Source organism: Halosimplex rarum (assembly GCF_047715405.1).
GTDB lineage: Archaea > Halobacteriota > Halobacteria > Halobacteriales > Haloarculaceae > Halosimplex > Halosimplex rarum.
The window spans coordinates 2,148,179-2,173,533 of record NZ_CP180412.1; the positions used below are offsets into that span (position 1 = coordinate 2,148,179).

A 25,355-nucleotide genomic window follows, 5' to 3' on the forward strand; every position below is an offset into this window, starting at 1 on the left:
TTACGCCCGGGTGGACGGTGGTAACAGGGAACAATACAGGTTCTACGGCTGGATCGCCATCTGTAGACAGACAGTCGGACAATCATCAATATGACTACAACCACTCGACGATGTTTGTGATTTCGGTCGTGTCTGCATTCATCGGCTTGAGGATGATGGGAACATCATGCGCTCGATGGAAGACGAACACACATCAGCGGCTTTGTTGAAATCCTATTATCTCGACAACTTTCCTGCAGAAACAGCTGTTAGATAGCTATGCGAACTGGGTTAGAAGGCACCAATATGGAACAAGCTTACTATCAGTGCTAACGCCAGAAGAATTGCTGATGCTGCGATGTCCGCAGCAGAATATCCTATTTGAATATGTGTGACGACTGCTCCAGCCATCGCGAATGTGGATTCGGTCCCGCGGTGGTGTTTACCCATCGCATCACGAGAAACACAACGTCTCCGAAACCATGTTTCTCGTTGATGCTGGTGGCCGCCTGACTGCCCTCCCTTGCCACGAGCTAAGCGGTCACATTTCTGAACTAGATAGTGCCTCCGCAACGAACTCTCAGTGAGAGAGGAAGAATTTAACTATATGGTCACGTCATACTATCGAAAGACTATGTCCTCGTCAATTCACCCTCAGGAAGAAAGGCGACGTTCGTTATTCCTTTATCTGATACTGACGGTCATGTTCGCGTTCCCCATGGTCCATCTCTTCTACACGATGTGGACGAAGGGCGCCTATCGCTTCGTCAGCGAACAGATTCATCTGCCGCTCGGTACGGCGGGCGGGTCCAGTGTTCAGGTTCTAGCGATGCTCGGAAGCGGCCTCTATCTGGGCTGGCTGGTACTATTCGCGAACGACTGGCGAAAGCGCTATCAGGGATACATCTTGCTTTTCGGTTCTGCCCTCGTCACGGCGCTACTCGCCGTCTTCGGGATCGGTATCCCGAACATCGACTTCAGTAGCCCCGTCAACATCGCCGCATTCGTTTTCGGTCTGAGTATCGGGATAGCGTCAGAGGCCCGCGCAGGAGACCAGTCGCTGGGTGGGGACCTGATGAGGCTGGACTACTCCCATCCGGATAACTCGTGGGCACACTGGATGACGAACGAGCAGGGGAGAAATTCGCCCGCGGAGTTCCCGGTCGCCTACCGCGGGCTCGTCCTGTTCATGTTTACAGTGGTAGTGGCCGCAAACGCACTGAACACCCTCTTCAATCCGAACCCGTTGCAGGTTCTCTTTCACCTCGGGACGAGCGTCGGATTGCTGTACTTCCTCTACCAGCTACTCGACGTGAACGTGATGGTACTTGAGGAAAAGACCACCGAGTCGACGTCGGCGATCAGTTTCGAGGAGGAGGAGGAAACGCCAAGCGTTCAGTTCGAGGTGCTCGGTCCTCAGCAGTCCGGGAAGACCTACCTGGCTCTGGGTCTCCACCTGACAGTTACCCGGGATGACAAGTATGATGTCGAGGCAGTAGAGGGCAGGATGCCCGACATCATCGAGGAGCACACCAATCGGCTCGTCGGGATACGGTCCGGCCTGACCGGGTGGGGGATCGGGAACACGATGATCGACACAGCAGAGAAGGTCAAGATCCGGTTCACCAAAACCGACACGAAGCGCGGCAAGTCGCTGCGGGCCACTGTCAATATGTTCGATTACCCCGGCGAGGTGCTCAAGGACCTGGCACAGCGGGTGGAACAGCGGAAAGGACAGAAGATGACGGACGGTGGAGAACCGCGGGACGAAACCGCTGACGGGCCGGATCCGCTTGAACAGGAGGAGCAAGGCAACCTGGAAACTCTCGACGACGTCGTCGACGAGACGAAGCGTTCAGAGGCCGCTGGAGGCAAGCCTCGGGACGGTGACGACTTGGGAACTCTCGACGACGTCGTCGACGAGACGCTCGAAGACGGGATAGACGAAACGCAACGACCGGGCCCGGAGGCCGGTGTGCCCGACGATGTCGACGGGAGGCCCGCCGCCGAAGACGCCGACGGCGATGTGGGCGCGAACACCGACCTCGGCGGTAACGTCCGCAAGAAGGTTGAAAACGCCCTGATCACGAACGTGGGTGACGCCGACAAGCTCCTCGTGTTACTCGATTCGCAGCGGTTCCAGACGGGTGAAGACATCGTCGAGGACGACCCCGGGATGATGCTGCGTGAGATGACAGAAATCGTCCAAGGCGCCGATCCCGACGAGATAATCCCCGTCGCGACGAAGGCCGACTATCTCCTGGAAGACTACGACGGTCTATTAGCCGACGAACCGCCCACAACCGAACAGTACGTGGAGTTCAGAGACTACGTGAACGACCGGTACGAGAACGGGAATCCGCTGGCGGACACGCTGATCGAGTTAGCCGATTACCCGGTCTTCCCGGTCTACTATCTCACCGGCAAGGACGAGAATGGTGAGTACAAACTGAAAGTGGAGAATGGGAAGGTTCAGCCCGTCGGATTTGAGGAACTGCTGAACGCAGTCGTGAACGCATAACTGTTTCCGAGATGACTACACTGACGGTATACAACACGAACGGCGCCGAAGTAGCCTCGGAAGGATCGGATGGCGCTGCAATCACCGGAGACATTCAGCGGTTTATCGACAATCAGATCGAATACTACGTCGATACGAATCGGCCGACCGTGATCGCACTGGTCCGTGCCGACGCGCCCCAGGTAAAGGGCAGAGACATCGCCAACTTCTGGGCAGCGTACCGGGGGGATGACGCCGAGTCACTGCCGACAGAACTGGTCGCACAGTTAGACCATCTTGCAGCGAACGAAGGGTGGACATTCTACACAGAGGACCCGAGGTTCGCGGTTCCATGGTCACTCGCCCAGGCTGGAGTCCAGAGTCCGGAGGATCTGAACATCGATATGGGCCCGCTGTTCACAGTCAAACGGCTGATCGAGGACCACAAGTGCCTCGATTTCGGGTTCCGGGGGTACGAACAGGCGGCCCGAGCGCTCGATTACTTCCTGCGGGCGGGAAACGACCACGTCGAGTACGCTGTCGCATCGAATGGCCGGATCGGACCAATTTCCGACACGGAACTCGTGCTCGTCCCCGGCCATGATAACAACTTTGATATCTTAACGGAAGCGACAAGAACGCACATCTCATCGAGATACGCGGAACTCGAATCGGAAACGAAATCGTACTACCAAGACCAAACCATCGCCTCCGTTGAGACACTCGCCGAGGACGCCGACCTGAGCCCGGTTCGAACGCTGGAGGAACTGCATCGACTTGAGCGATATTTCGCCGATTCGACCGGATATGACGGTGCCGATTCCGACTTCTATAGTGAGCACAGTCAGGCGGTCGTTACCCGAACGGATGCGATCCAGTCGGGAACCGCAATCGGGAACGCGCCGAGCCCCGCAGTCCTGGGCCGGGGGACGAGAGATGACATGATCGCCGATATCCGGGACGCTGTCACGGAGACGCGCCGGACCTATGCCGAGAACCTCGACGAATACGTACGCGCAGTTCTCGACGAACGTCTGCGGACGCTCGGTCACGCCACCCCGAGCACCGAACTCGTTGGACTGCGAGCGGTCGAGGATCGATTGTTCGAGGACCCTGCCACTGCACCGGCTGATCCGCCTGAACCCGCGAAGGAAATCACTGCGCTCGTCACCCGGATCGAAGATACCAGCGTCCTGCCGGAATCCGAGAAAAGCGAACTCGCCGGTCTGATCCGGTCACGCGTGGCTAACCGAAAATCCCAGCTCAGATCCGAGGTCGAAGACGACCTTCGTAACAGGATCCGTTCCTGGATAGACGGCCTCCCGCCCGAGGACTCGACGCTGGCGCTCCGCATCGCGAGGAAAACGGAGACACTACAGACGGCTATCCGGAACCCCGACAGGGATCTCGAACTGGATCAGACGCTTTCTCGCTCTTCGGAGTCGTTCACCCAGCTAGTGCGGCGCCTTCACAGTAACGAGATCATCGAGGAACATACCCGGTCCCGGCTACTGAGGGAGTTCTGCGACGACCTGTCCGCATTCGAGTCCGACGTCGTCGAACAGGGAAAAGCGCATCTCCGGGCCAAAACCGAGGACGAACTCGACCAGCTGCAGGAGGACACCCGGCCGGCAGAAGAGTACGCGATGGTTTCCCAGAGACGGTCACTGTTCAGTCAGCACTCGACGGTCGACCAACCTCAGTTGGAGGGCCTCGCCGAAATCGTCGAGACGATAGACGAAGAACCGCTCTTCACCTCTGAGGAAAGAGAGGAACTGCGATCCCACGTCAGGCGTGCGTTACGGAGTCGAGAGAAGCAACTCGAACAGGAAGAGAAGGAGAAGTTCGAGTCCAGAACGAACTACTATCGTAAGAAGGCGGTTGAATCGCAGCTGGAGTCCGGCAGGAGAGCGGACGCGATAGACGTCCTCGAATCCGTCGAGAGGTATCTGAACGGATGGAGCAGTGCGAGGTCGCTCCCGGACACGCTGCGGACGTCGTACAGGAACAAGCTACGCGTCCTCGCAGGTGACGACGAACATGAATTTCTGTCCGACGAGGACCTGGAGGAGATCAGCGCGAATTTGGCCGATGCGAGAGCGGACTCGCTGACGGAACTCCGTGAGGACGAGTACGAGGAAGTCCGACGCTCTATCGACGCGGAAGTCAAGGAACTATGCGAGGCCCTGAACGACGACCCGGAACCCTTCGTCACCGTCCTCAAACACCTCAGGGACTACGCCAGAAAGAGAGATCCACCGTCTGACGGGGCGGCGGAGCTTCCGGATACGTCCCAGAGCATGAGCGCCCGGGTCCAGCGGATTCGACGATTAGCCGACCGAGCGAAGGATCCCGAGGACGTCCTCACGCGCGACCACCAGCGACGTCTCCGGCAGCATCTCAAGTCGACGCTCGACTCGTCGCTCGACGCGGCGCGAGACGACTTCGTCGACGACAGGGTGACCCGACTGACGGAGTTTCTCGAATCGGAATACGCGCTCGACGACCCCACTCTTGAGGACGTCGACGAGAGTATCGAGTCGCTCGACGCTATCGAATCGGCCGTCCGCGGCGAGGAACCCGACGCTTCGATCCCGGACGCGGCCGCTGCCTGGATCGAGGAGATGGACGGCGACTTGGTGGACGACTCCCACGAAGCGGAGTTCGAAGATCGAGCGGTGTCCGCGGTCGATGCCGTCAGAGCGGATCTGGAACAGCGAAAGGATGTCCTGCTCCGCGCCGAGGTAGATTCGGAGATCACCGAGATAGTGAATGGCGATGGTCCGATGGAGGCGAAAATCCGAGAGCTACGAGACCTCGCGAGCGTCGTGAACCCCGAGACGATTGTCCAGAGTCCGGGTCTGGACTCGTCCGTCGTCTCGAAGTGTCGCTCGCTCACCGAGGAGACGAGAACGGAGTTGCACTCTCACGTCAAGGGCCAGATCCGGTCGCTCTCGGAGATGCACACCGACTCATTGGTCGACGATATCGTCCAGGACCTCGAGGAGGTTCTCCAGAAGGTTACGTACCCTAGAAACGCGGTCGAAACCTTCGAGGACTACGTGAACGGGAACGCGTCGATCACCGACAGCAGCGAGTTGAGGCCCGTGTGTGACGAGTTCGACCGACTCGAACGGCTTCGCGACGATGGGGTCGTAAGCAGGAGTCAATTCGAGTCCGCTCGGAAGGAGCTACTCGAGGAGGTCGTAGCACTGAAAGGCAGATACGGACCGGATTCACTGAAGGAGCGGTTCGTCTACAATGTGAGGACCGTCGTGTGGCGTGTCCGCCGTCGGACTAACTGAACCGACGCTCCCGAACTGGCATCATCTGCTGTCTCCCGGTCGAGGCGTACCGACGAGCGAGTCTCCGTCCGCGAACCCGAGGACGTCATCGCAATCGACGGTCCGGCGGTCGACCGGCCCCAGATTACGGTGGTCACGTCAAGCCGTCGAGTACTTCGACCCACTCGCTCGCGGACGGGCGTATGTCCGGGTTCTCTCTGCCCTCGATGAAACAGCGCTCGAAGTGTCTCCGTATCTCGGCGGGTAAACTGACGTATCTATCGACGTCGACGGGCGGTTCGTACTTCCCGTCCACCGGGTCGCGGTACGGGAACGGGTTCTCACGAATCATCTTGCTGTAATCACCACGGACGGTCTCTTCACCCTCTGCTTCGTAGGGGTGGACGCCCGAGAGAAGGTGCTGGAAAATGTGAACGGCCAGACTGAAACGGTCTCCCTTTCGTACCGCGTCAACCGGGCCGTACAGCCCCTCCGGCGGCGTGTACCGGGGCCCGGAAATTTCGGCGGCGTGTGTCTCTACTTCCCCGCTGATACAGTACGTGTCGCAGTTCGTCAGGATCACGCACCCATTCTCGACGAACACCGTCTCGTGATCGAGATTGCCGATGGCGTGGCCCGCGTCGTGGATCTCGCCGACTATCTCCGCCAACTGGCGCGGGACGGCGAACCTCTCGTCGCTCGCTGAAACGACGCCGGCCTGTTGGAGGAACGACGTAGTCGTCTCGATCAGCGACCCGGAGCTCGTCTTCGCTCTCTCGCTTCCCGCTTCCAGGATGTTATCCGGACTCTCAAGCCCGGAAAGTGTCATCTTGTATCCGAGGAACTGGTCCCCGTCGGCGGCGACGACGAGGTCAGTCGGCCAAGCGCATTTCGCACATCTAGTAGCGTTCGACAGAAAATTGGGATAAGTGTCGGTGAGGGCCCGGATCTTACTCCGTAAGTCGGCATCGAACCTGCGCCCGGGCTCATACACCTTCACGAACTCCTCGCTTGTGCCTTTGACCCGGAACGTGGAACTCTCCTCAGCCGTCGCGACGACGTCACCGAGCGTGAATTGTTCGCCCGTTCGCGTTTCGACGTCCGTACCGAGGAACTCTCCGGGCCGCTTCACCGCCTCTGTCTTCCGGAGGTCCCTGAATAGTTCTCTCGCCGCTAGCACTCCCTCGGGGAGTCGGTCAGTCGGATCGGTCTCTGTCTCCGGAGGTGTGATCCCTATCGCGATCGTCTTGTCGTCACTACTTGTGGTGGTGTAGGGCGGTTCTGTGAACGCGCTCACCATCTCCTCGCGAGCGATGTCCGGATCTTCGATCTTCCGTACCAGTTCGAACACCTTCTCGAAGAACTGCTCTTTGGCCGTCTCCAGGTCGTCCCAGGCGAAGTTTTGGAACCCGTCGGAGAAGACTGCGACCCCGTCGTACTCCTCTCGAAAGCCGAAGCGATAGGAGCGTTCCCATATGTCCTGCTGAATGACGTGCGTGATGTGAGATTCGTCGATGTCCAGTATCTTTTCTTCCCTCGGAACGAGCAGTGAGTACGATTCTCGATTCTCGTACACAATCCCGCCGTCGCCGACCACCGCGCCCGCGATTCCTGCTGGGCCGCCCACGACCGCGAGTAGCGTCGTACCTAGGTCCCTCGGAGAGAGCTCTCGTTTCTTCGCCTCTACCCCCAACTTTTCTCTGGTCCTGACAAACGCTTCTTTGAACGCCCTTTCGGCCGTCTTTTCAGTGAATTCACGGTTGGACTCGAGATATTCCGTGAGGGCATCCGTGACCTCCCGGGTCGCGATTTCTGACCCCATAGCCGCTTCCGGGGCTTCGCCTAAACCGTCGGCGACCGCCAGAACGAACTGGCCGTCGGAGAATCGCTCGCCGTTCCAAGCGTCTTCGCACGGACGGTCCTTCTCCTCGTGTTTCGGACCGGTCACTGAACAGCCGACGATACGCGCTTCCCCCGACATTTGATCTGTCATCTAATAATTCAGGCGCGAACCCTCACTCGGGTCCTTCGACAGCGTCGTCGGCGTCCTCGTCCGATGTCGCCTCCTTCGACTGGTGTTTCGAGGTCTCGGACACGATCCGGAAGAACTCCTTGAACTGCCCCTTATCGAGCTGGAAAGCCATCGCGTTCCCGTCCTCGGCGACGGAGATCAGGTCCTCCAGCTTGTCCATGTTCGCGTCGTCCCCGATTCCGACCGCGTAGAAGAGGAAGTGGTTATCCTTCGTACCCTCCTCAATGACCTCCTGCGCTAGGTCCCAGTCGTCGGACCCTCTCCGCATGTCCGGTTCTCCGTCCGTCAGAACCCACATCAGCGCGCGATTCCGCGGGAGTGCCTCGTCGTCCACTTCCTCCGTGTAGTCCTGGAGATGATCGGTCCCTTCCACGATAGCGTTGCACATCGGCGTACCGCCGGACGGGTCCTGTAACTCCGGCGGCGTCCACTGCTGGATCGGCGTGAACTCTTGGACCTGGTCGACCGTTCCGCCGAAGGTGAACAGAGAGAGGTCAACGGCCTTCTTCGTCTGATAGTCGTTCTCGACTTCCTCCTTGAATAGTTCCAGCCCCTCGTTCAACAGTTCTATTTTCTCATATGTCGAGCCGTCAGGTGCAGTGGTCGAAAACCCCATAGACCCCGAATTATCTAGAAGCATAACGTTCGGCACCCTGGCCTCCGTCGGTTCGACTTCATCAAGCCCGAATCTCGCCATGATTTCGTAATACCTGTTATTTCGGAGGTGTATTCAAACTTGGGCTTCTCTTCCTTCTGTCCCGTTAATCTCCTGCATCACACTCATTTCCGGAATGGGTTCTCTTTGTCATCGCTCTCGTCCTCTCCGCTTTCACTTCCCGCCCCGTCTCGTCTGTTGCTCCAAGGATCTCCGTCTCCGTCAGTGTCGGACTCGTCACCCCCGTTTGTCGAACTATCTGTTGTCTTCTCGTCTCCGTCTTTGTCTTCCCGGAACGGATTCGCCGTCGGATTGTCCGAAGACCCGCTGTCGGTCGGACTCTCCGACCCTGCAGTTGACGTGTTACTGTCGAATGGACTCCCCGTTCTCGCGGCTGACTCACTGTCACCTCCAGTTCCACCGTTCGACGTGTCGTTTCCGAAGGGATTGCCGTTCCCCGTTTCCGACGTGTCGTCTCCGAAGGGGCTGCCCGTCTCCGTCTCGGTGTCGGTGTCCCTCTCTGTGCTCGAACCGGGCCGCTCTCCGCCCGCGTTTCCTCCGTTCCCTCCTGCCACGGAATCGGTTATTCCCTGTATTGACACCCCGCGGAGATCAGCGAACGTCTTCGCCCACTCTATCGCCGACGGCCGTCCCCACCCCAAGCGTTTCCCGGTCCTGTTGAAGCAACTGTCGAACTTATCCTTGATTTCGGACGCCAGTTGATCGTAGTCCGGTGCCCTGCTGTGTGGTTCGTAGCGTCCCGGGTCCGGATTCGCGTACGGGAATCGCTCGTTCCCCTGTATCATATCCTCGAAATCGCCCGCGACCGCATCTTCTCCCTCCGCGAGGTAGGGATGGATACCTTCCATCACGATGTTGAAAATGTGGACTCCGAGACTGAACCGGTCCGCTTTTCGCACCTTCCGGAGTTTGTCGTCCCGTGCCCCTTCCGGTGGTGTATACTTCGGGAGGAACGTTTTCCCCTCGTACTCCCGCTTGTCGCCCGCGGTGTGGAACGCGTCGCAGTCGACGAGTATGACCCGTCTGTCGTCCGTCACGAGGAAGTTGTCGTGGTTCCAGTCCCCCACCCCGTGACCCTCGTCGTGGATCCGGTGTATCGCTATGGCAAAGTTCTGGGCTACCTCGTACCGGTCATCGAAATCGCTCGGACCCCACTGCAGTTCCTCGCCCACATACTGGTTGACGGGCCGCACTGTGTCGAGGTCCAGGTAGGGCATCCCGTATCCGACGAATGAACCGCGAGTGTCCCGTATCACCGTCTCCGGCCACACGACCGACGTTCTGTCCCGGATGTCACTTGAGACGCCAGTGGGCGCGTTTTCAATCATCGCCGGGATCTTTTCCTCCTTCTCCGCCCGATACTCCTCGTAGAATATCTTCGCGACGTTGTCGGACCCCTCTATCTGGTAGACTTCCCCCTCCTGACCCGAACCGAGCAGTTCTCCGAGCGTCCGGGTTGTCGAACCAGTCTGCCCTATCCGAACCGTGTCACCCTCCAGATCCATTTTCTCGTCTAAGGTCATACCTACCCGTTGATTCTCCCTTCTGATGTTTCTCGTATAGACGGCTTTGCATATTGTTCTGTTGGCTTTCGCCCCGCTCTGATCTTCCGTCACACCGTTCTTGCACGGAGCGCCTCATCGTCCGAGCACGATTGATGTCTCTCTGGTCGGAGCTGTTAACAATTATATGGGTGACGACTCAACCGACAGGACATACCCGCAACCTCCGGTCGACACCTGTCATGAGCATCCCTGATACTCCTGTTGACGAGTCCGGTGAGATACCTGTCGGTAACGAAGTCGGGAAGGGAGCGGAGGGGGTCGTTTACAAGATCGTCGAGTCTGACGAGGTTCTGAAGGTCCTCGACGAGGATCGCAGACGGGAGAAGGCCGACAAGGTCCGTACGATGGTGGACAATCAGCCGATCGATCCGACGTTCCGAAAACACGGCATCCGAACGATCGTCTGGCCCTCGTCTGTCGTGTACGACGAGAATAGCGAACAGTTCGTCGGCTATCGGATGCCGTACAAGGATCTCGACGAATGCGAGTCGTTGTCCAACTATCTCCTGAAGAACAAGCTGTCTTCTGAACGCGATTTAAGTCGGCGGTTCATATTGGCTCGGAATCTCGCTATCGTAGTCAGCGAGATTCACCGACAGGGGCACGCGCTGGGGGACATGAATCCGAAGAACATTCTCGTCAACGATCTCGTCGTCTCCCTGATCGACTGTGACGGGTTCTTCATTCGAGGTCCGGACCGTTCGTACCTGGGGGGGACGTTCCGCCCTGCGTTCACACCTCCTGGGGGGTTAGAGGATGACATCGAGGAGGCTCGCCTGTGTGATAGGTTCGGGCTGGCCGTCCACATTTTCAAGATTCTGATGGACAACTACCACCCGTTCCACGCCCGGGGGGCGGGATCCGTCTCTGGGTCATTCGATGACTGGATCCGGGCGTACGAGTTCCCGTACGAAGAGCCGAAACCGGGCCGAATCGAACCACCCATTGACGCGCCCGACTACGACACGCTCCCGACCCGCGTTCGGGAACTGTTCGCCACATGTTTCATCGAGGGGAAACGGGAGGGTGAACGGAGACCCGCCGCGAGTGAGTGGGCCGAAGCGCTCAACGAGGCATATCGATACAAGGGATCGACGGCAGAGTCGAGTCAGAGCGATATCTGGACCGGGTGGGAATTAAGGGGGGATGCGGGACGAGACGGAGTCCATTCGGAGAACCCCTGGGAGGAGTGGATATTCCCCGGTGCCCGGAGGCATACTGACGGGTCCGAACCCAGCGAAGACCCGTGGAACGGGTGGGCCGCGTTCGATCGAAGCGAATGAACGCGTCCTCGTGGTTCCTCCGGCTCCACGTCCTGTCGAGGGAGTATCGCCGACGCGCAGATGTCGAATTTCACCGCGAGAGCGAAGTATCCGGTGGGCGGGTTCGGACCCCATTGCTACCGGTATCGTTGTTCCCAGGCAACAGGCGGCCGAACGTCCGCCGAGAAGGGATCGGGGCCGGGAGCGAGAGTCAGTAGAAGTTCTGGGTCGCGTACACGGCCCCGTTCGGATCCAGGTGGACTCCAATCCCCTCCGCTCGGAAGCTCTCTCGAAGCAGGTTCTCTCTGTGGCCGTCGGAGTTCATCCAGCCGTCGACGATGGATCGGGCGACTTCCTCCGGTGACGCCGTGAGGTCCGGGTTCTCAAGTGCGATGTTTTCGCCGACGCTTCGCGTATCGTGGCCGAACTTCCGGTATCTGTCTTTCGCCTCATGCCCGTCGGGAGACGTGTGGTCGAAGAAGTCTCGCTCGGCCATGTCGCGACTGTGTTGCACAGCGATCGCCGACAGGTGATGGCTGTAATCGAGCGTCTGGCGACCGTGATCCGCGCGACGCTTGTTGGTCGCTTCGTGGATGGCGCGTTCGATCGCTTCCGGACTCGCCGTGGGCGTGAAGTCCAGGGGGACATCTATCGGGTTTCGTTCGACCGACGACCCGCAGTTCGGACAGGTCGCATCCGGTGGTGCTCGGTCGCCGCAGAGGGAACACCGCCACTCGTCGCTGATGTAAATTATCGGGGCGTCACATCCCGGATGCCGTCCCCGGACAGCCGTGGAACCGCAACTTACACACTGTGTCCGGGCAATCGGAACAGTCAGCCTGGGTCCCTGTGCCGCTTTCGGATTCTGGATCGTCCCACCCTCGACATCGGTCCAGGCCTCCTTCTCGAGAACGCCATCGATCCACGAACTCCCGTCATCCCCGCGGTCCTCGCTGTCGGTTTGTCGTCCTCCGCTGTTAACCTCCTCGTCCTCTCGACCTACCCTCTCTTTTACGTCATCGACCCAGGAATCGTTTCCCATTGTTGGTCTCTGAACCAAGGTATTACCCGTGGGGCATAAGGCATTTTCTAGCTCGCTCTTCTGTCGAACATTATTGGTGGATAGATGTCTGGCGATTTTGCTCTCGATACCTTAAAGAAAATCATCTCGAAAAACAGAGCTATGAGCGAGTGAGTAAGGGGATCTGGTGACTATCGTTCAACGCCGAAATCGTCCCCAACAATCTGCTTCACAAGAGCGTTCTACGATAGCAAGGATCTCACGCTGTTGCAGGCGCACAACTACGACTATGTGATGTCGATCATCAGATTAAGTGAGACGATTCAACAAGAACTCTCGGAAGCCTGGAGCCATGTTATCGAACATGACCTGACAGTGAAACTCGACAGTCACAGCTAGCCCGTCGATTTTTCCGTCTACATCGACTGTACGTATCTGAATTACGGTATGAGGAGAACGGTGTGGCACGTCACGGCTACGCCGTTGACGTGCCGTTCATTGAGATCCCACGCGACGCTTGATACCACCATAGCAACCGCTTCGGTATCGGGTCGAGCTATCGCTTGTCCGAGCAAACGACAGCGATGACATCCATACGAGACTCGACGGTGAGACTGCTGTTCATCGTGGTGAGCCAGTTGGTGCAGAATACGTGGCGGTATCTCCATTACGAATACGTGGTGACACCCCGTTGAGGAGGGCGTCGCCTCTGGCAGTGGCCGAACAAGGAGTTTGTGAATATGATTCTGTGAGCTGCGTAGACGGCCCTCGCGGTTCGTCGGGCTGTCCCTGCCAACCTGCCACTAGACCGGTTCTACCGGTAGTACTGACCGAGCAAGAGTCTTCGTAAATGGCATGGCTGTCGCGTTAGTAGCTGACCGCCGCTGATAGGACAGGTTTGCCTTCGATCAGCGGTGCTTAACCGTGATCGACGACTCACTATAATAGAACAGGTGGCTCAAGTTACGCTAACTGGCGATGCTTTGTGAAGTGCTGAAGTTAATCTGTCTCGTTCGACACGATCCACGAACCCACAGTCAGACACCATCTACCTGAGGATAATTACTATCATACGTGCCGTGTTCCGAGACAGTATCAGAGTATTGCCGAAGGGCCAGGGAACGCGCTGGAGGTGGCATCGGCATACTTCTGCCTGCCTCCACGCTGATGAACAGTCCGGTGAGCGTTGACGTCATCTACCCGTACTCCGGCAGAAGTGACTCTGAAAAAGTTTGCACTCTCAGATTCGAGTGCTGGGTTATTGATCTCGACCGGTCAGAATGGTGTGACCGAACGTACCGCTCCCACTAAGGCGCTCGAAGACACGCCCACGAGCACTATCGCAGCAATCCAAAACCCGATAGAGTACCCCACAGTTCCGACCATGAACGAAACAACCTCGCCGGCAAGTGATTGGTAGTCATAAATCGCAGCTCCGGCTAGACAGAAAATGATTCCTGCCTTCCCCGTGGTATTGAGGGTGCTCGGTGCGGCTCGTAGTCGATAGGTAGCGCCGACGACCGCAATCGCGAACGACATCAGAGTGTAAATGAGCGCGACATCGTAGGCACGCCCACGGACAACCGGGTCCGACGTGATGACATACGCGACTAGCGAGAACCCGACTAACGCGATGAATGCAGCGAGGAACTTGAACTTCAGGCGTGGTAACAGCCCGCGCAAGACTCCCCTGAGTGATCCCGACCCACTTCCGCCGCCAGCTAGGAAGTCGACGGCCTTCTTGACAAAGCGCAGGGAAGCAACACCTTCGATCACCTTCGCCAGAAACAGCAGGTACATTGATAGCAGTCCAACCGAGGCGTACTGGCGGACGAGTGCCGTCGCGATACAGAGGTAGCCGACGACCAGAGACCCGACGATTACTGTCCGTTCCCGGGAGGGGATCGCCCCCACTTGCCCCGCCGCAGTCGCACCGACGACATTCCCGAAGTACCACGTCAATACGAGCTGAATCCCAAAAAAGATGGCTGCAGCCGGAAGCCATGCCGGTTCTGCCCTGACGAAGGGACTGATCTGGAGCAGCATTCACGATACCCCCAGCAATCCTCTGACTGCGATGACCGTCGCCACCGCCGGGGCTAGGACCGCTGTCAGGGCCGCTATCAACTGGACTACTTCGAGCAACTGTGGCCGCTGGAGCAACGTGTAGTAGCTCATCAGGCCCATACACGCAGCCATTGTGATGCGCATGCGAGCAGGGATATCGAGTACCGCTCTGAGCTGAACAGTCATCAGTAGCGACATCCCAGCTAAAACGAGCGCGACGCCGACTCGCAATAGGCGACCGATAGCGAACGCGTGGAACGGGTCCTCGATAGCAGGCACGAACGTAGCTCCCATGATTTGCTGGCGAACGCCCGCGGTTATAAATAGGTGGTCAGATTAACCGACGAACGTTGTCGTTCGGCTTGACCAATTGTCTTCCTTCGACCTCGTCAGTTGTCGTTCTGGGAAATGTACCTGTCGGCTATCTTGTGCATGAACCAGTGCTTACTTACCTCAGAGACGGCGCCTTGGAATCCCTCGGTTCTCTCGTCGAGCTTCCGGTCTATTTACTGACTGAACTCGCTCTGTTTCAGGCCGAGATCCGCTACGAACGCGGAGACATTCTCAGAAGCCGAACCATCACGATGTGAGAACCATTCTATGACACCTTCGGGTCCTCCTAGGCAAGGTCCTGTCCGTCATTTTCATTACTAGTTACACTAACGTGGTCAGTTAATGCGTCAATCCATTCGCTTGGAACAGGGCGTTTCTCTCCAAACGCTCTGCCATGGTGGTGGAAGCAGCGTTCAAACAATTCTCTAATATCAGCTGGAAGCTGGTCATAGTTGGGGGCATTATCGTGTGGTTGGAAACTTGTGTTTTCTGCGCCGTAGGGGAACTGATTCTCGCGTATTAGGTCCCCAAAATCACCGTTCGCAGGCATGGGACCTTGCGTGATGAAGGGATGGAATCCTTCCATCAAGAACTGAAAAGTCCGTCGCGCATCCACACGATCTCTCCCAGTATGAGGTGCTACCACCGGAACTAGCCGGCTACGACTAAGTGCGGATCTGGGGGACGACTGAGACTAATGCCACGAAGAAACAGGCCGCGATCGACCAACTCACCGCTGGCGATTACCTACTGTTCTATCACGACGGCGTCTTCATCGCCGGTGGACGTGTCGACCGAGCGTTCGAGAGTACCTAGGCTGGCACCCTGCTGTGGGACGAAGCTCGGAGTCGCCACTGTTACACCATCGAAGCATACACGACCGCCGTCCCCACAGTCGATGAAGTCTGGGAGTGGCTCGGATACGATGGCCGTCCGGTCGTACAGGGGTTCGCCCGCGTCGCTGCTGAGCGAGTACGTACACTTCGTGAAGAACAGGGGGCCCTGCCGACTGTGCTCCTTGGCGGTGACGCAACACAGCAGTCCCCGATTGGGGGTGAACCACAGATACCCGACGCCATCGATACGTCTACCCTGACCGACGAGGACCAACAATTCATCGAACAGCGCCGCCGGGTACGCGATACAGCCTTCAGGCGACGCGTCCGTGCAGCCTATGAAAACCGCTGTGCGGTCTGTGGACGCCACCGGACCACTCCCGATGGGACTCCGGAAGTCGAAGCTGCCCACATCTATCCAAAAGGCGCTGGCGGCCGCGATGTCGTTCCCAATGGGCTTGCTCTGTGCAAACTCCATCACTGGGCATTCGACTCGGGGTGGATCTCGGTATCCGATGACTACGAAGTGCTCGTCAAAGACGCGCCAGATCAGCCCGGATACGCGGAGTTCAGTGAACTGGCCGGGACCCTGCTTCACCTCCCAGACGATGAATCCCACTACCCAGCTGTCGAATTCCTTCAGGAACACCGCTGTTTGCACGGATTCGACGATGAATGAGACGGGTGGTTCTATATTCAACTCCAAAGCGGTCTCGGAGGCAGACGAGTACGTAGCTTCAACACGGTCCGCGGAAAACGCCGTCTCGATGGGCCGGATCGTGTAGCTTGAGATGCACTGGCAGAAAGCGTTGTCTCGATGCGCCGAGCACCCTGAGAAACACTATATCCGATTCGCCGAAGAAATTCTGGAACATGCGGAGCGAGCCAATCTCGTCGACAGTGTCTGACCGACCGAAGCGGAATTCGTCGAGCGGGAAGTCACCAACCGCTTCTTATCAGTCGCGGAGTTCCGCAACCGATCGCGCGACCTTTCGAACGTGCTCGCTCCGCTCGAGATCGAACTCTTCGGCCAGGTGGTCGACGGTTTCCTCCAAATTCATATCTGGGTCGAATCGGTCTGCGGCCATAAGTCTAGTGCCAAGCATCTATGCGCGTCGACCCTCGCTCAGGAAAGCTGTATCGGCCTCTGTTCCTGATCACAACGTGAAATCCTGCCACGGGGGCTCGGGTTGGGCTATCGCCACCTTAGAGCAAAATGGATCCGGCCATGCGACTTCTACTGAAGAGCCTTCGGCAGCTCATGAAGCAGTTGTTAGTTATTCAGATATCCAATGAGTTCTCTGGCAGTCTGACTGATCCGTTGGAGCCGAGCCCGGATCGCGTCCGCGCATTCCGAATCCCACGCGGCGAGGTAAAACGCGGACCCGCTCATATCCAGCTCACAGTGGCGACCGACGATGTAGGCGACCGCTTCCGCTTCGATCTCGCGTTTCGCCCGCTCAGACCTGTCGAGGTCCCCGGAATGTAAGAGCGCGTGGGCATACTCGTGGACGAGCGTCCCGGCGACTGCGGCTCTGTCCGGTCGGTCCCGTAGCTCGACGACCGGCTCCTCATCCCGTCCCTCAGGCCACCGACAGACGCCGTCTGCGTTCCCATGTGGCCACACTTCGTCGGGCACGACACGTACGGATACCCCAACTTCGTCGGCGATGTCGAACACCCGGCCGAGGAGGTCACCGGCGTCCCCGGCCGCGTCGGTCTCCAGCTCCGGGAGCGGCTCACCCTCGGTCTGGGAGATGTCGAAGACCGGCGCGGGTGTGAACCCGACCAGCCCTTCTGACCACGCTTCAGGTTCTGTTTCGTCGTAGTCACACCCGATCTGCTCGTGATAACTTGGCGCGTTCTCGCACTCGGGACAGCGCGTCGTGATGATCGGCGCCCAGATCCAGATGGCCGACTCGCCCTCCCTCACGTACCGATCGAACTCTTCCTGCCACGTCCGATACCCCGCGACTTTCGTCGCGTCGGGGCACTGCTGTTTGATGAGAAGCGTATTCCGATACGAGTAGTCGTGGAAGCGCTGCTGGATGTCGAGCCATTCCTGGAACTCCTCGCTGGCCCGTACCTCGTCGACGGCCGCGACCAGATCGTCGATCCACTCGTCGACGGCACTGTGCATCTCGGCGTCTCGTGTGTCGGCCTCGTCGAACGAGACCGACGAGTCAGTCGACTCCATATGTAGCGACTCCGTTCGTCGGAGCGCCTCCGGCAGGACGCGCCCCACCCCTCGGGGGCGCACAAAAACACCACGTCTCTCCCAGTACCCGTCAGAGATACGATCAGCACCACCGCCGACACTAGTTCCAATTGCCAGCGCGATGCCACCACGAATACGACACTCACTGAGGCCCACACCGATCGCCCGCACGAAAACAAGTATATTATTACATCATTGAGTTACACATTCGATCGACGGCATCGGCATACAACCACCTGAATCAATCACGTACCCATGGTCCAATTGCCCTTCGATACGACTGAACGCCTTCCAAAGGACGTCACCGCCCGCGCCGCGTTCGAGAAACCACGACTGGAGCCGACACGGTTCGACGAGCGTATCCTCGCTCGTATCGACGTCCCCACGGTCGTCGTCCATCTCCCCCACGAGTTCCTCCCGACAACCGAGTACGGCGCCGCCCGGCTGCAGGCGATCAGAACCATCGAACCTGACTTGACGGTCGACGACATCGCTGCCGACCTCGACACGGCCACGTCACGACTCGACCCGAGCTACGGCCCGCAGACGTTTTATTACAGCCTCCGAAAACACGCGGTCCAGCTGTCGTCGAATACGTTCGGCCGCTTTATCGACGACCTGTACTGTATCGACAGTCTCGTCGCCGACATCGAAGCAGAGAGTCCCAGAATCGGCCCCGATCCCACCAGCGATACCGACTCCCGGACCATCAACCCCTCTGACACCGTGACCGGCGCCTGTGTCTGGCCGACGGCCGATGGCCTGTTCTACTGCAAGGTCCGACGAGGTGACCCGAGCGATAACTTCAGCGCCGAGTACGGCCTCCTCAGTCACGGGCTGCCGCTCAACATGACACGCATCCAGCGGTTGTTCGAAGCGGTTACCGACGACCCGCCAGCCCGCACGCTCCCGTGGCCGCTCCGCCGGCTCACCCTCCAGGGCAGTACGACGTCAGTCCCCTTCCTCCACGCGGTCGACGAAGCGATCGACACGCCCGAGGCCGATACCACGCCACGGATTTCGCACGCTGGGCAGAACCCGGTCTTTGGCATCTTCAGTGAAAATCTCCCCATCGATACCTCTGGGCCCGAGCGCTCGCTGTACAATCACCTGCGATCGGTCGGCACACTCGGGTACACGACGCCCAGCGGTCCGCAGCCCGACGCATACACCCTCGATGCGATCCATGCACTCGATCCGCCCACGAACGGAGTCATTTTCGTGGCCGCCTCACTCGAGCGGCCGTGAGCGATGGAAGTCTCACCGCAACTAAGAGCACAAACCAATACGAGTCACACATCCACCCGCTAGGTCCATGGAGAACTGCGGGATCGGTGACTGAGGTCGTGGCTGCGCGCGCAGGAACGAGCACGGAGCGGAGGGTGGGGAGGCGGGGTTCGGGCTGGTCCGGCACTAAATAAAAAAGAGGACAATCAGTGACCGCTACTTAGTCCACCACCGACCGCGATCCGGGAACTCGATGGTACTCCAGCCAGTGACAGCCACCGAGACACGGCCCTCGTACCAGCTCTTCTCCACCTCGCGCAGTCGTACCGTCTGTCCTTCTTCAACCCACGGTTTGTCGCTCTTCTCCCAGATGGTGAACTTCGTCCGCCCTGAGTCGTCCTCGATCAACCCAACTTGCTGAATCGCTGGATTATCCGACTTCCAGAGCGTCGTCACTGTTCCTTCGATGTCGACTGTCGACCGTGGCACCGCCTCGAGCGTCTCGATTGGGACTGGCACCCCGGGTGAGGCGTGCATCTCCTCTTTGACCAGCAATGCCGCGTTCAGCATGTCCACGCCTTCGGCGACCTTCTTGGCGAGTCGATACGCCGCCCCTGCTCTGGAACGTCCGTCCAGCTCATCCGCAATCTGCGCTGCACGCTTGTTGACTTCCGCCAACTGCTCCTGACTCAACTTGGTCCGTGGATCGTCTGGCCGATCTTCCTGGGTGTATCGCGTCTGTGACCCGACCACGTCGCGCGTCCGCTGTTCACGGTTCGAGGATTGGCGCCGGTCCCACCGTTGCCGGGTGCGTCGAATCTCGACTTCCCGTGCTCTGAAGCGTTCTTCGCCTTCCAGGGTCATGCCCTCGGGCCTGGCCTCGGGATGGTTCGTATCCACCTTCCCCTGAATCTCCTGATCGACCGACCGCCGCAGTTCCGGCGTCTCCTCGACCGCCGCGTCGACGTCTTGGTCGTCCGCCTGTGCGTCCGAAACTTTACTACCGAATCGCGTTTCACTAGACATTGGGGTTCCGACTCCTGAAGGCGCTCACGCGCCTGCCACCGCGATGCCCTTACATCGCGGTTTTCCGACGACCACGACCGACAGACTCGTCTGCGCGTCTCGCTCGCGCCTTCGCGAGCGCCCAACAGGCGCGAGCAAGAAGCGCTGTCGGGGCGACCAAAAACCAGCCACGCGCGGGTGACCCGCCCGGAGCGAGCGGCCAGCGGAGTAAGCGTGGGGGGTGAGCAGCCACGCCGCGCAACCCCCCGCGCTTACCCGCTGGCGCGAGGGCACATGCACTTTAGCCCGGCAGCCCGCCCGCTACTGCAGGCAGGCAGCCCGGAATGGTCGGTCGCGAGCGACGCGCAGGGCGGCACGCACCGCGCGTGGCGAGCCGTCACGACGCACACAGACAACCGACGGCGAGTTCAGGGACCCAACCGCGCACCTGGCGGACTGAAAGGGCGAGGCGGGCTCGCGTGCAGTTCAGTCGCCTGCGCGGGCACTATCCGTGCGGGCGGTGCGGAGAGTACGGATATCCCGTCGCAGCGACCGCGAGCGCGCCGAGGGCTTTCACCACTGCCGACGACTGCGATCACTATCATTTGCCAATTTGGAGGGCCCAACTGGAAGATACGATGACGCTCGGTCTTCAGCTGCTGCTGTGTTTCAAGTGTGGCTGTGTGTCAAGCACATCTCTCGTACTACGGGACTCAGCAACAAAGTCGACAGACTTGCTGTTGGGACCACAGTTATCGGTGAGTTCCGGCATCGCTCTCTTTACCGTCGTCGCTCCCGTCATCGTCATCGTACTTCTTGCGGAGAATATAGTCGGAGATTCCCACCATCACCAGCACCGAAATCAGACTAACGACAATGACACCGCTCCAGTCTGGGGAGGTGATCAGGAATCCAATACCGGTGGAAAAAGCGACGAGTCCGACAATAAGGAAATTGTACGTATACCGCAGTTTGTCGGCCTTCGAGGCGAGAACGCGATTGTTCTTCTCGATGTTCTTTGCCAGGTTCTTCGACACGATACCCGGGTAGGCCTCCGGGCTGACGTCGCCGTCAGTTAACCCGTCTGTGAGGTGCGTTCCAGGGCCATAGCCGACTTTCACGTTGAGAATACTGACTGCAGCAAACACCAACGATATTAGCAATGAGACCACTCCCAGAATCAGAAAACTCAGAACGGCTGGTGAGAACGTTCCCGTCGGGTTCTCACCTTGCGCAACGATCGAGAGCCCAGTGAGAAGAATCCCGAGCAAGATCCCGATGAGACGGGCGGCCCGCCAGGCGTTCGTATCGACATTTGTGAGCGCACTCAACTGACTTTCGACCATTCGATCGTACTTCTCCGTCAGATGCAGGTGTGACTCTCGTTCGTCCCTTGCTGAGGGATCATCCCCTGCCATAGTCGGTCAATACTCCCCGAGAGTGGGTTGTGTGTAATCGGGTGCCTCCATGTCACCCGTCGGGTCGCTCGGCTCTGTCAGTTCGTGTAGATCGCCCTCGTCAAGCTCCACTTCGTTCTCACAGTGCCACCCTGCGAACAGCATCGCCAAGTCCGAAAACTCCCCACCACGAACGACGACGTCTTTGTACTCCCGGCGTTTCTCGCGCAGGTTACGGAAGTCGACCCGATATTGGGTGTCCGTCAGCTTGTGTGCTGTCTCGACGATGCAGAGGTATTCCAACGTCTCGTCGACCCAGTCTGAACTGACCGATCCATTGGGGATATAATACTCGTTGAGGTCGTCAGTTAGCGAATCAACCGCAACCTCGAACGTGAGTGTCTGGTCAGGGTCTCCACGCTGCCACTCGATCTGCTGACTGTCATTGAGTTGGTCGTAGAACACCCGATCCCACATGTGGCACGCGAGATAGAGACTCGGGGGCTGTTTGTTGCAGAGCACACCGGTCGCCTTGTGCCGGTCGAAATCCGTGATCGGGATCTGAATAGTAGCCAAGTTGCCGTCAGAAGAGAGTCGTGGACTCATCTGTGCGTGGTCGGGTAGGGATCCATCCCGGAAATTCTCGCCGACCAACGACATTCGTTCGAATTTGTATTTCGGCTTGGTGTCTTGGTCGATGAGACTGAATTCTAATGGAACGAGGTTGGGGTCTCGAAGGAATGTATCGTCGAACGAATCCAGATGGACCCGCGCTGTTTGGGCCTGCTCGTCGGCGATGAGGAGACAGATGTCAACAGTCTCTGGCTTCGTACCGTTGATCGCGAGATCGGTTGTTTCGATGGTCGTGAAGGGGGCCAACTGTTCCCGGAAGACCGCTACATCACTGGCGACGTCTTGGACTACGTCGGCCACGAGGCAGTACTCCGGGGTGAGCGATGCAGTGAACGTGGGTGTTTGTTCGGCAGCAGCAGCCGCCGTGATGGGGTCAGGGAACCACTGGAAATCGAACGCATCCGCTACGCTGATGTCGCTGAGAAACTGCTCCCAGGCAGCCACGATATCGACAACTTCGTCGTAAGTGCGAAACTCCGCGAATGCTTGCTCGACACAGTGTTCATACTGGTTCTGTCCCCTCACGACGTGTCACCCTGAGACAAAATACTCCTCGGGGTCCTTGCTGCGGTCGTTCCCTTCGGAGACATCACCCTCGAGGAACCCCTGGTTGATCCGGTCGCAGATCCGGGACAGAGACTTCCGAGAAGCATTGAAGCCGGGAACAATACTCACGCGGCGATCTGAAGTGAGGAAGACGTCAGCGTTCGTCCCATCTTCGTAGTCCAAGACCGACGCATGCATGTACGGATTTTTGTGATAGACGGTAATCGAGGAGCGTTTGAGACCCTCCAGTGCGTTGATGAGTCGGACATTCTCCTCGCGGCCTTTGATCGCCCCCTCCTCGTAGAGGATCTCTATCGTGTCTGCTTCCCGGGATCCGTACTCCCGAGCTTTATCGTTGAAGAGGTCGCCTTTTGCTGAGAGGAGTGTCGCCAAGTTCGGGAGGATCTTCTTGAAGTAGATGCTCTGATTGCCACTTACGTAGCGTGAAACTCCCTTTCGAGAGAGTTGCCCGCGGAACTCGTGTCTGGACTGTCGGAGTTCGAATTCGATTTTATCGACGTAGTAGTTCTGTTCACTGACTTCCTCGATGTTGAATAGGTCGAAATATCGGCTGTTGTCGAAGTATTTGACTTCGGTGTCTCCGCCGGGAGATTTTGTCACTCCCTTCGTCACATAGAAATTCCCGTTTATCTCGTCGCTCAGCTTGTTCAGGAGCTGTCGGAGCTCGCCAGTGGAGAGGAACGAAGTCGAGACGGTAGGCGGAAGTCCCTGGATGTACCTGCGGACTGCCTGATTGAAGAACTCCCGGTCAGAGACAGCAAAGGCGGTGTACGCTTCCGTCTCGGGATGGCCGAAGACAGAGACCGTCCCCGAGAGGAATTTGTACCCATCCTCGTTGTAATCCTCACCGGACCCTTTGATGCGGCGTGTCAGATCGATCTGCAGAAATTCTTCGCGCTCCTCGATCTCGACGGTGAACCCGGTAGGAGTGTCATTCGCGAAAATCTGCTTCGGGTTCTCTTCTGCAATGAATGTGAGAGACCGGACCGGGTTCTCCTCCTGCTCGATGGCCTCATTGGCCCACGCGTACAGCGTCTCTAAGGTTTCGAGGTCAGTGAACTGGTACAGATTGGTGTCTTCCACGGTCGGGTCCTCGTTTCGGTCGGGTTAGGTTGCAAATTTGCGGGCTCGCATTAGTTTCTTGTCTTTCAGGTGAGGATAGCGTGTGCTCACGTATCAATCTGGGGAGAGCGTAGTGGAAGTGATTTCGAAGAAGGGGATGGATCAATTCCATATCCGACTTGGGAGAGCCGTCGTCGGGTAGCGATCCACCCCTGTTACTCGGACAATTGTGTGACTCGCTTCGTGGATCCGTTTTTTCGAATCCGTCCCGCAGGCTGCTATCGAGATGAGTGCCGTGTGACTGTTCGAGCGGGATGAGAATATCTCGGGGCTTCGCTCTGAGGAGACCGCGAAACTCTCAGATGGGTGGAGACAGCCATCGCAAGCGAGTCCAGCACTGTTAGCGCCCGCTATCACGGTCGTCGAATCAATCGAAAGCAACAAAGAATCCAGACGCAAGACTGAGTCAATACGATAGCGATACGCGGAGCGTGGACGGATTCGTCGGGATCTACATCACTCGACTTCACGACGAATGTCACGCCGTCACGACCGCCGAACGGGCCACTCGGGCGTGCTCGAGCCACCGCTTGTGTGTCACGATCGGCGATAGCGACCGGTAACAACGGTCTCGTGGCGATCCAGCCGTGAGTGTGAACTTCGAGGGTCGATGAGGTTGGTAGCATTCGTCGATGGGAAACCTCCCGTTGTAGACGCTCGTCGCTCTGATTTCAGCGATATCGTGACTCCGGCAGGCCGACTGTTCGTGCTCGGTTCTGGACGCCACCTGCCGCCACAGTCGAAATCGCAAGACGGCAGCCGTGTGTGACGATCGACTGTGCGTGTACACAGCGACAGTGTGCCTGTCCCATGCGTCTGCCGTCTCGTGAACGGACACTCTCACACCCGTCTCTCGTCCGTTCCGCCCGAGTGTGCTACGAAACTGGCATGCCCCCACTCACGTCGCTCCAGTCACACACGAGTGTTTCTCCCCTGGGAGACTGTTTATACCGGCCAAAAATGCCAATCGTGACAATTTGGTACGGACGGGAGAATCCATTTGCGGAGTACAAAATTGATGTTAGTTCCGCTGGGTAGTCGTGTCTCTCTGGAGTTGAAATGGTGGTCCGGGCGAAGACGCTGTTCGCGACGCACTACCACGAACTGACGACGCTGGCCGACCACCTCGACCGCGTCTACAACGTCCACGTCGCCGCGGACGAGTCCGACGGGGACGTGACCTTCCTGCGGACGGTCCGCGAGGGGCCGACCGACCGCTCGTACGGGATCCACGTCGCGGACCTGGCAGGCGTGCCCGACCCCGTGGTCGACCGTTCGCGCGACGTGCTGGAGAAGCTCCGCGAGGAGAAGGCCATCGAGGCGAAAGGCGGGAGCAGTGGCGAGCCGGTGCAGGCCGTGTTCGACCTCGAACAAGGGGAATTCACGGCCGATAGCGATAGCGGCGGGGATTCAGAGCGCGGAACGGCTGCCAGCTCGGACACCCCTGCGACGGCCGACGGCGGTGAACCCGACCCCGAAGCCGTGCTCGCCGACGAGTTCGGGGAAGGCGTACCCGAAGTGCTGGAGACGCTGGCCGACATCGACGTCAACGAGACGCCACCCGTCGAACTGATGGCGAAGGTCCAGGAGTGGCAGGAACAGCTAGACGAGGAGTGATCGGTGAATCGGGG

16 protein-coding genes and 2 pseudogenes are annotated in these 25,355 nt (G+C 58.5%); 7 read left to right on the forward strand and 11 right to left on the reverse strand.

What is annotated here, in order from left to right; all coding sequences use genetic code 11:
• Nucleotides 1-697: 697 nt before the first annotated feature.
• A complete protein-coding gene (locus ACMGFH_RS10390; protein WP_415383040.1) occupies nt 698-2,500 on the forward strand; it encodes a hypothetical protein in 1,803 nt (600 codons plus the stop codon).
• Nucleotides 2,501-2,511: 11 nt separating this feature from the next.
• Nucleotides 2,512-5,784: a hypothetical protein gene (locus tag ACMGFH_RS10395; protein WP_415383041.1), complete on the forward strand. Its 3,273-nt coding sequence runs from the start codon at nt 2,512-2,514 to the stop codon at nt 5,782-5,784.
• A 133-nt stretch (nt 5,785-5,917) separates the two neighbouring features.
• Here ACMGFH_RS10395 and ACMGFH_RS10400 read toward each other — a convergent pair whose 3' ends face one another.
• The 3 genes from ACMGFH_RS10400 to ACMGFH_RS10410 all read right to left on the reverse strand — a co-directional run bounded on the left by ACMGFH_RS10400 (nt 5,918) and on the right by ACMGFH_RS10410 (nt 9,994).
• Nucleotides 5,918-7,756, reverse strand: coding sequence for a protein phosphatase 2C domain-containing protein (locus ACMGFH_RS10400; RefSeq protein WP_415383042.1), 1,839 nt, complete (start codon nt 7,754-7,756; stop codon nt 5,918-5,920).
• A 22-nt stretch (nt 7,757-7,778) separates the two neighbouring features.
• Entirely contained in the window at nt 7,779-8,492 is a 714-nt protein-coding gene (locus ACMGFH_RS10405; RefSeq protein WP_415383044.1) for a vWA domain-containing protein, read from the reverse strand.
• A gap of 83 nt (nt 8,493-8,575) precedes the next feature.
• Nucleotides 8,576-9,994, reverse strand: a complete 1,419-nt coding sequence (locus ACMGFH_RS10410) for a hypothetical protein (protein WP_415383045.1) — start codon at nt 9,992-9,994, stop codon at nt 8,576-8,578.
• Between the two features lie 221 nt (nt 9,995-10,215).
• Between ACMGFH_RS10410 and ACMGFH_RS10415 the strand changes: the two genes are divergently transcribed.
• Complete coding sequence (locus tag ACMGFH_RS10415) at nt 10,216-11,319, forward strand: hypothetical protein (protein ID WP_415383046.1); 1,104 nt, start codon at nt 10,216-10,218, stop codon at nt 11,317-11,319.
• Nucleotides 11,320-11,509: 190 nt separating this feature from the next.
• Here the strand turns inward: ACMGFH_RS10415 and ACMGFH_RS10420 are convergent, their stop codons facing one another.
• Nucleotides 11,510-12,340, reverse strand: a complete 831-nt coding sequence (locus ACMGFH_RS10420; RefSeq protein ID WP_415383047.1) for a CAP domain-containing protein — start codon at nt 12,338-12,340, stop codon at nt 11,510-11,512.
• A gap of 213 nt (nt 12,341-12,553) precedes the next feature.
• On the opposite strand from ACMGFH_RS10420, the pseudogene ACMGFH_RS10425 reads away from it, so the two are divergent.
• Nucleotides 12,554-13,143 (forward strand): annotated as a pseudogene (locus ACMGFH_RS10425) (ISH3 family transposase); the annotation flags it as partial.
• A gap of 451 nt (nt 13,144-13,594) precedes the next feature.
• Here the strand turns inward: ACMGFH_RS10425 and ACMGFH_RS10430 are convergent.
• Nucleotides 13,595-14,365: a hypothetical protein gene (locus ACMGFH_RS10430; protein WP_415383048.1), complete on the reverse strand. Its 771-nt coding sequence runs from the start codon at nt 14,363-14,365 to the stop codon at nt 13,595-13,597.
• Complete coding sequence (locus tag ACMGFH_RS10435) at nt 14,366-14,680, reverse strand: hypothetical protein (RefSeq protein ID WP_415383050.1); 315 nt, start codon at nt 14,678-14,680, stop codon at nt 14,366-14,368.
• A gap of 1,050 nt (nt 14,681-15,730) precedes the next feature.
• Here ACMGFH_RS10435 and ACMGFH_RS10440 point away from each other — a divergent pair.
• Entirely contained in the window at nt 15,731-16,234 is a 504-nt protein-coding gene (locus tag ACMGFH_RS10440; protein ID WP_415383051.1) for an HNH endonuclease, read from the forward strand.
• 594 nt (nt 16,235-16,828) lie between these two features.
• On the opposite strand, the gene ACMGFH_RS10445 is transcribed toward ACMGFH_RS10440, so the two are convergent.
• A complete protein-coding gene (locus ACMGFH_RS10445) occupies nt 16,829-17,752 on the reverse strand; it encodes an ImmA/IrrE family metallo-endopeptidase (protein WP_415383053.1) in 924 nt (307 codons plus the stop codon).
• 276 nt (nt 17,753-18,028) lie between these two features.
• On the opposite strand from ACMGFH_RS10445, the gene ACMGFH_RS10450 reads away from it, so the two are divergent.
• A complete protein-coding gene (locus tag ACMGFH_RS10450; RefSeq protein WP_415383054.1) occupies nt 18,029-19,021 on the forward strand; it encodes a hypothetical protein in 993 nt (330 codons plus the stop codon).
• 195 nt (nt 19,022-19,216) lie between these two features.
• Here the strand turns inward: ACMGFH_RS10450 and ACMGFH_RS10455 are convergent, their stop codons facing one another.
• The 4 genes from ACMGFH_RS10455 to ACMGFH_RS10470 form a co-directional block, all read right to left on the reverse strand.
• Nucleotides 19,217-20,026 (reverse strand): DNA-binding protein, encoded by an 810-nt coding sequence (locus tag ACMGFH_RS10455; RefSeq protein ID WP_415383055.1) that lies wholly within the window; start codon nt 20,024-20,026, stop codon nt 19,217-19,219.
• Between the two features lie 731 nt (nt 20,027-20,757).
• Entirely contained in the window at nt 20,758-21,423 is a 666-nt protein-coding gene (locus ACMGFH_RS10460) for a hypothetical protein (RefSeq protein ID WP_415383056.1), read from the reverse strand.
• 6 nt (nt 21,424-21,429) lie between these two features.
• On the reverse strand, nt 21,430-22,560 hold the full coding sequence (locus ACMGFH_RS10465; RefSeq protein ID WP_415383057.1) for a hypothetical protein: 1,131 nt from the start codon (nt 22,558-22,560) through the stop codon (nt 21,430-21,432).
• Between the two features lie 6 nt (nt 22,561-22,566).
• Nucleotides 22,567-23,685: a hypothetical protein gene (locus ACMGFH_RS10470; protein ID WP_415383058.1), complete on the reverse strand. Its 1,119-nt coding sequence runs from the start codon at nt 23,683-23,685 to the stop codon at nt 22,567-22,569.
• 1,104 nt (nt 23,686-24,789) lie between these two features.
• On the opposite strand from ACMGFH_RS10470, the pseudogene ACMGFH_RS10475 reads away from it, so the two are divergent.
• Nucleotides 24,790-25,341 (forward strand): annotated as a pseudogene (locus ACMGFH_RS10475) (MutS-related protein); the annotation flags it as partial.
• Between the last annotated feature and the right edge of the window lie 14 nt (nt 25,342-25,355).

Excerpts from the sequence above, each read along its gene's own strand:
- ACMGFH_RS10390 (WP_415383040.1), top strand. The coding sequence starts at position 698 with ATGGTCCATCTCTTCTACACGATGTGGACGAAGGGCGCCTATCGCTTC.
- ACMGFH_RS10395 (WP_415383041.1), top strand. The coding sequence starts at position 2,512 with ATGACTACACTGACGGTATACAACACGAACGGCGCCGAAGTAGCCTCG.
- ACMGFH_RS10400 (WP_415383042.1), bottom strand. The coding sequence starts at position 7,756 with ATGACAGATCAAATGTCGGGGGAAGCGCGTATCGTCGGCTGTTCAGTG.
- ACMGFH_RS10405 (WP_415383044.1), bottom strand. The coding sequence starts at position 8,492 with ATGGCGAGATTCGGGCTTGATGAAGTCGAACCGACGGAGGCCAGGGTG.
- ACMGFH_RS10410 (WP_415383045.1), bottom strand. The coding sequence starts at position 9,994 with ATGACCTTAGACGAGAAAATGGATCTGGAGGGTGACACGGTTCGGATA.
- ACMGFH_RS10415 (WP_415383046.1), top strand. The coding sequence starts at position 10,216 with ATGAGCATCCCTGATACTCCTGTTGACGAGTCCGGTGAGATACCTGTC.
- ACMGFH_RS10420 (WP_415383047.1), bottom strand. The coding sequence starts at position 12,340 with ATGGGAAACGATTCCTGGGTCGATGACGTAAAAGAGAGGGTAGGTCGA.
- ACMGFH_RS10430 (WP_415383048.1), bottom strand. The coding sequence starts at position 14,365 with ATGCTGCTCCAGATCAGTCCCTTCGTCAGGGCAGAACCGGCATGGCTT.
- ACMGFH_RS10435 (WP_415383050.1), bottom strand. The coding sequence starts at position 14,680 with ATGGGAGCTACGTTCGTGCCTGCTATCGAGGACCCGTTCCACGCGTTC.
- ACMGFH_RS10445 (WP_415383053.1), bottom strand. The coding sequence starts at position 17,752 with ATGGAGTCGACTGACTCGTCGGTCTCGTTCGACGAGGCCGACACACGA.
- ACMGFH_RS10450 (WP_415383054.1), top strand. The coding sequence starts at position 18,029 with ATGGTCCAATTGCCCTTCGATACGACTGAACGCCTTCCAAAGGACGTC.
- ACMGFH_RS10455 (WP_415383055.1), bottom strand. The coding sequence starts at position 20,026 with ATGTCTAGTGAAACGCGATTCGGTAGTAAAGTTTCGGACGCACAGGCG.
- ACMGFH_RS10460 (WP_415383056.1), bottom strand. The coding sequence starts at position 21,423 with ATGGCAGGGGATGATCCCTCAGCAAGGGACGAACGAGAGTCACACCTG.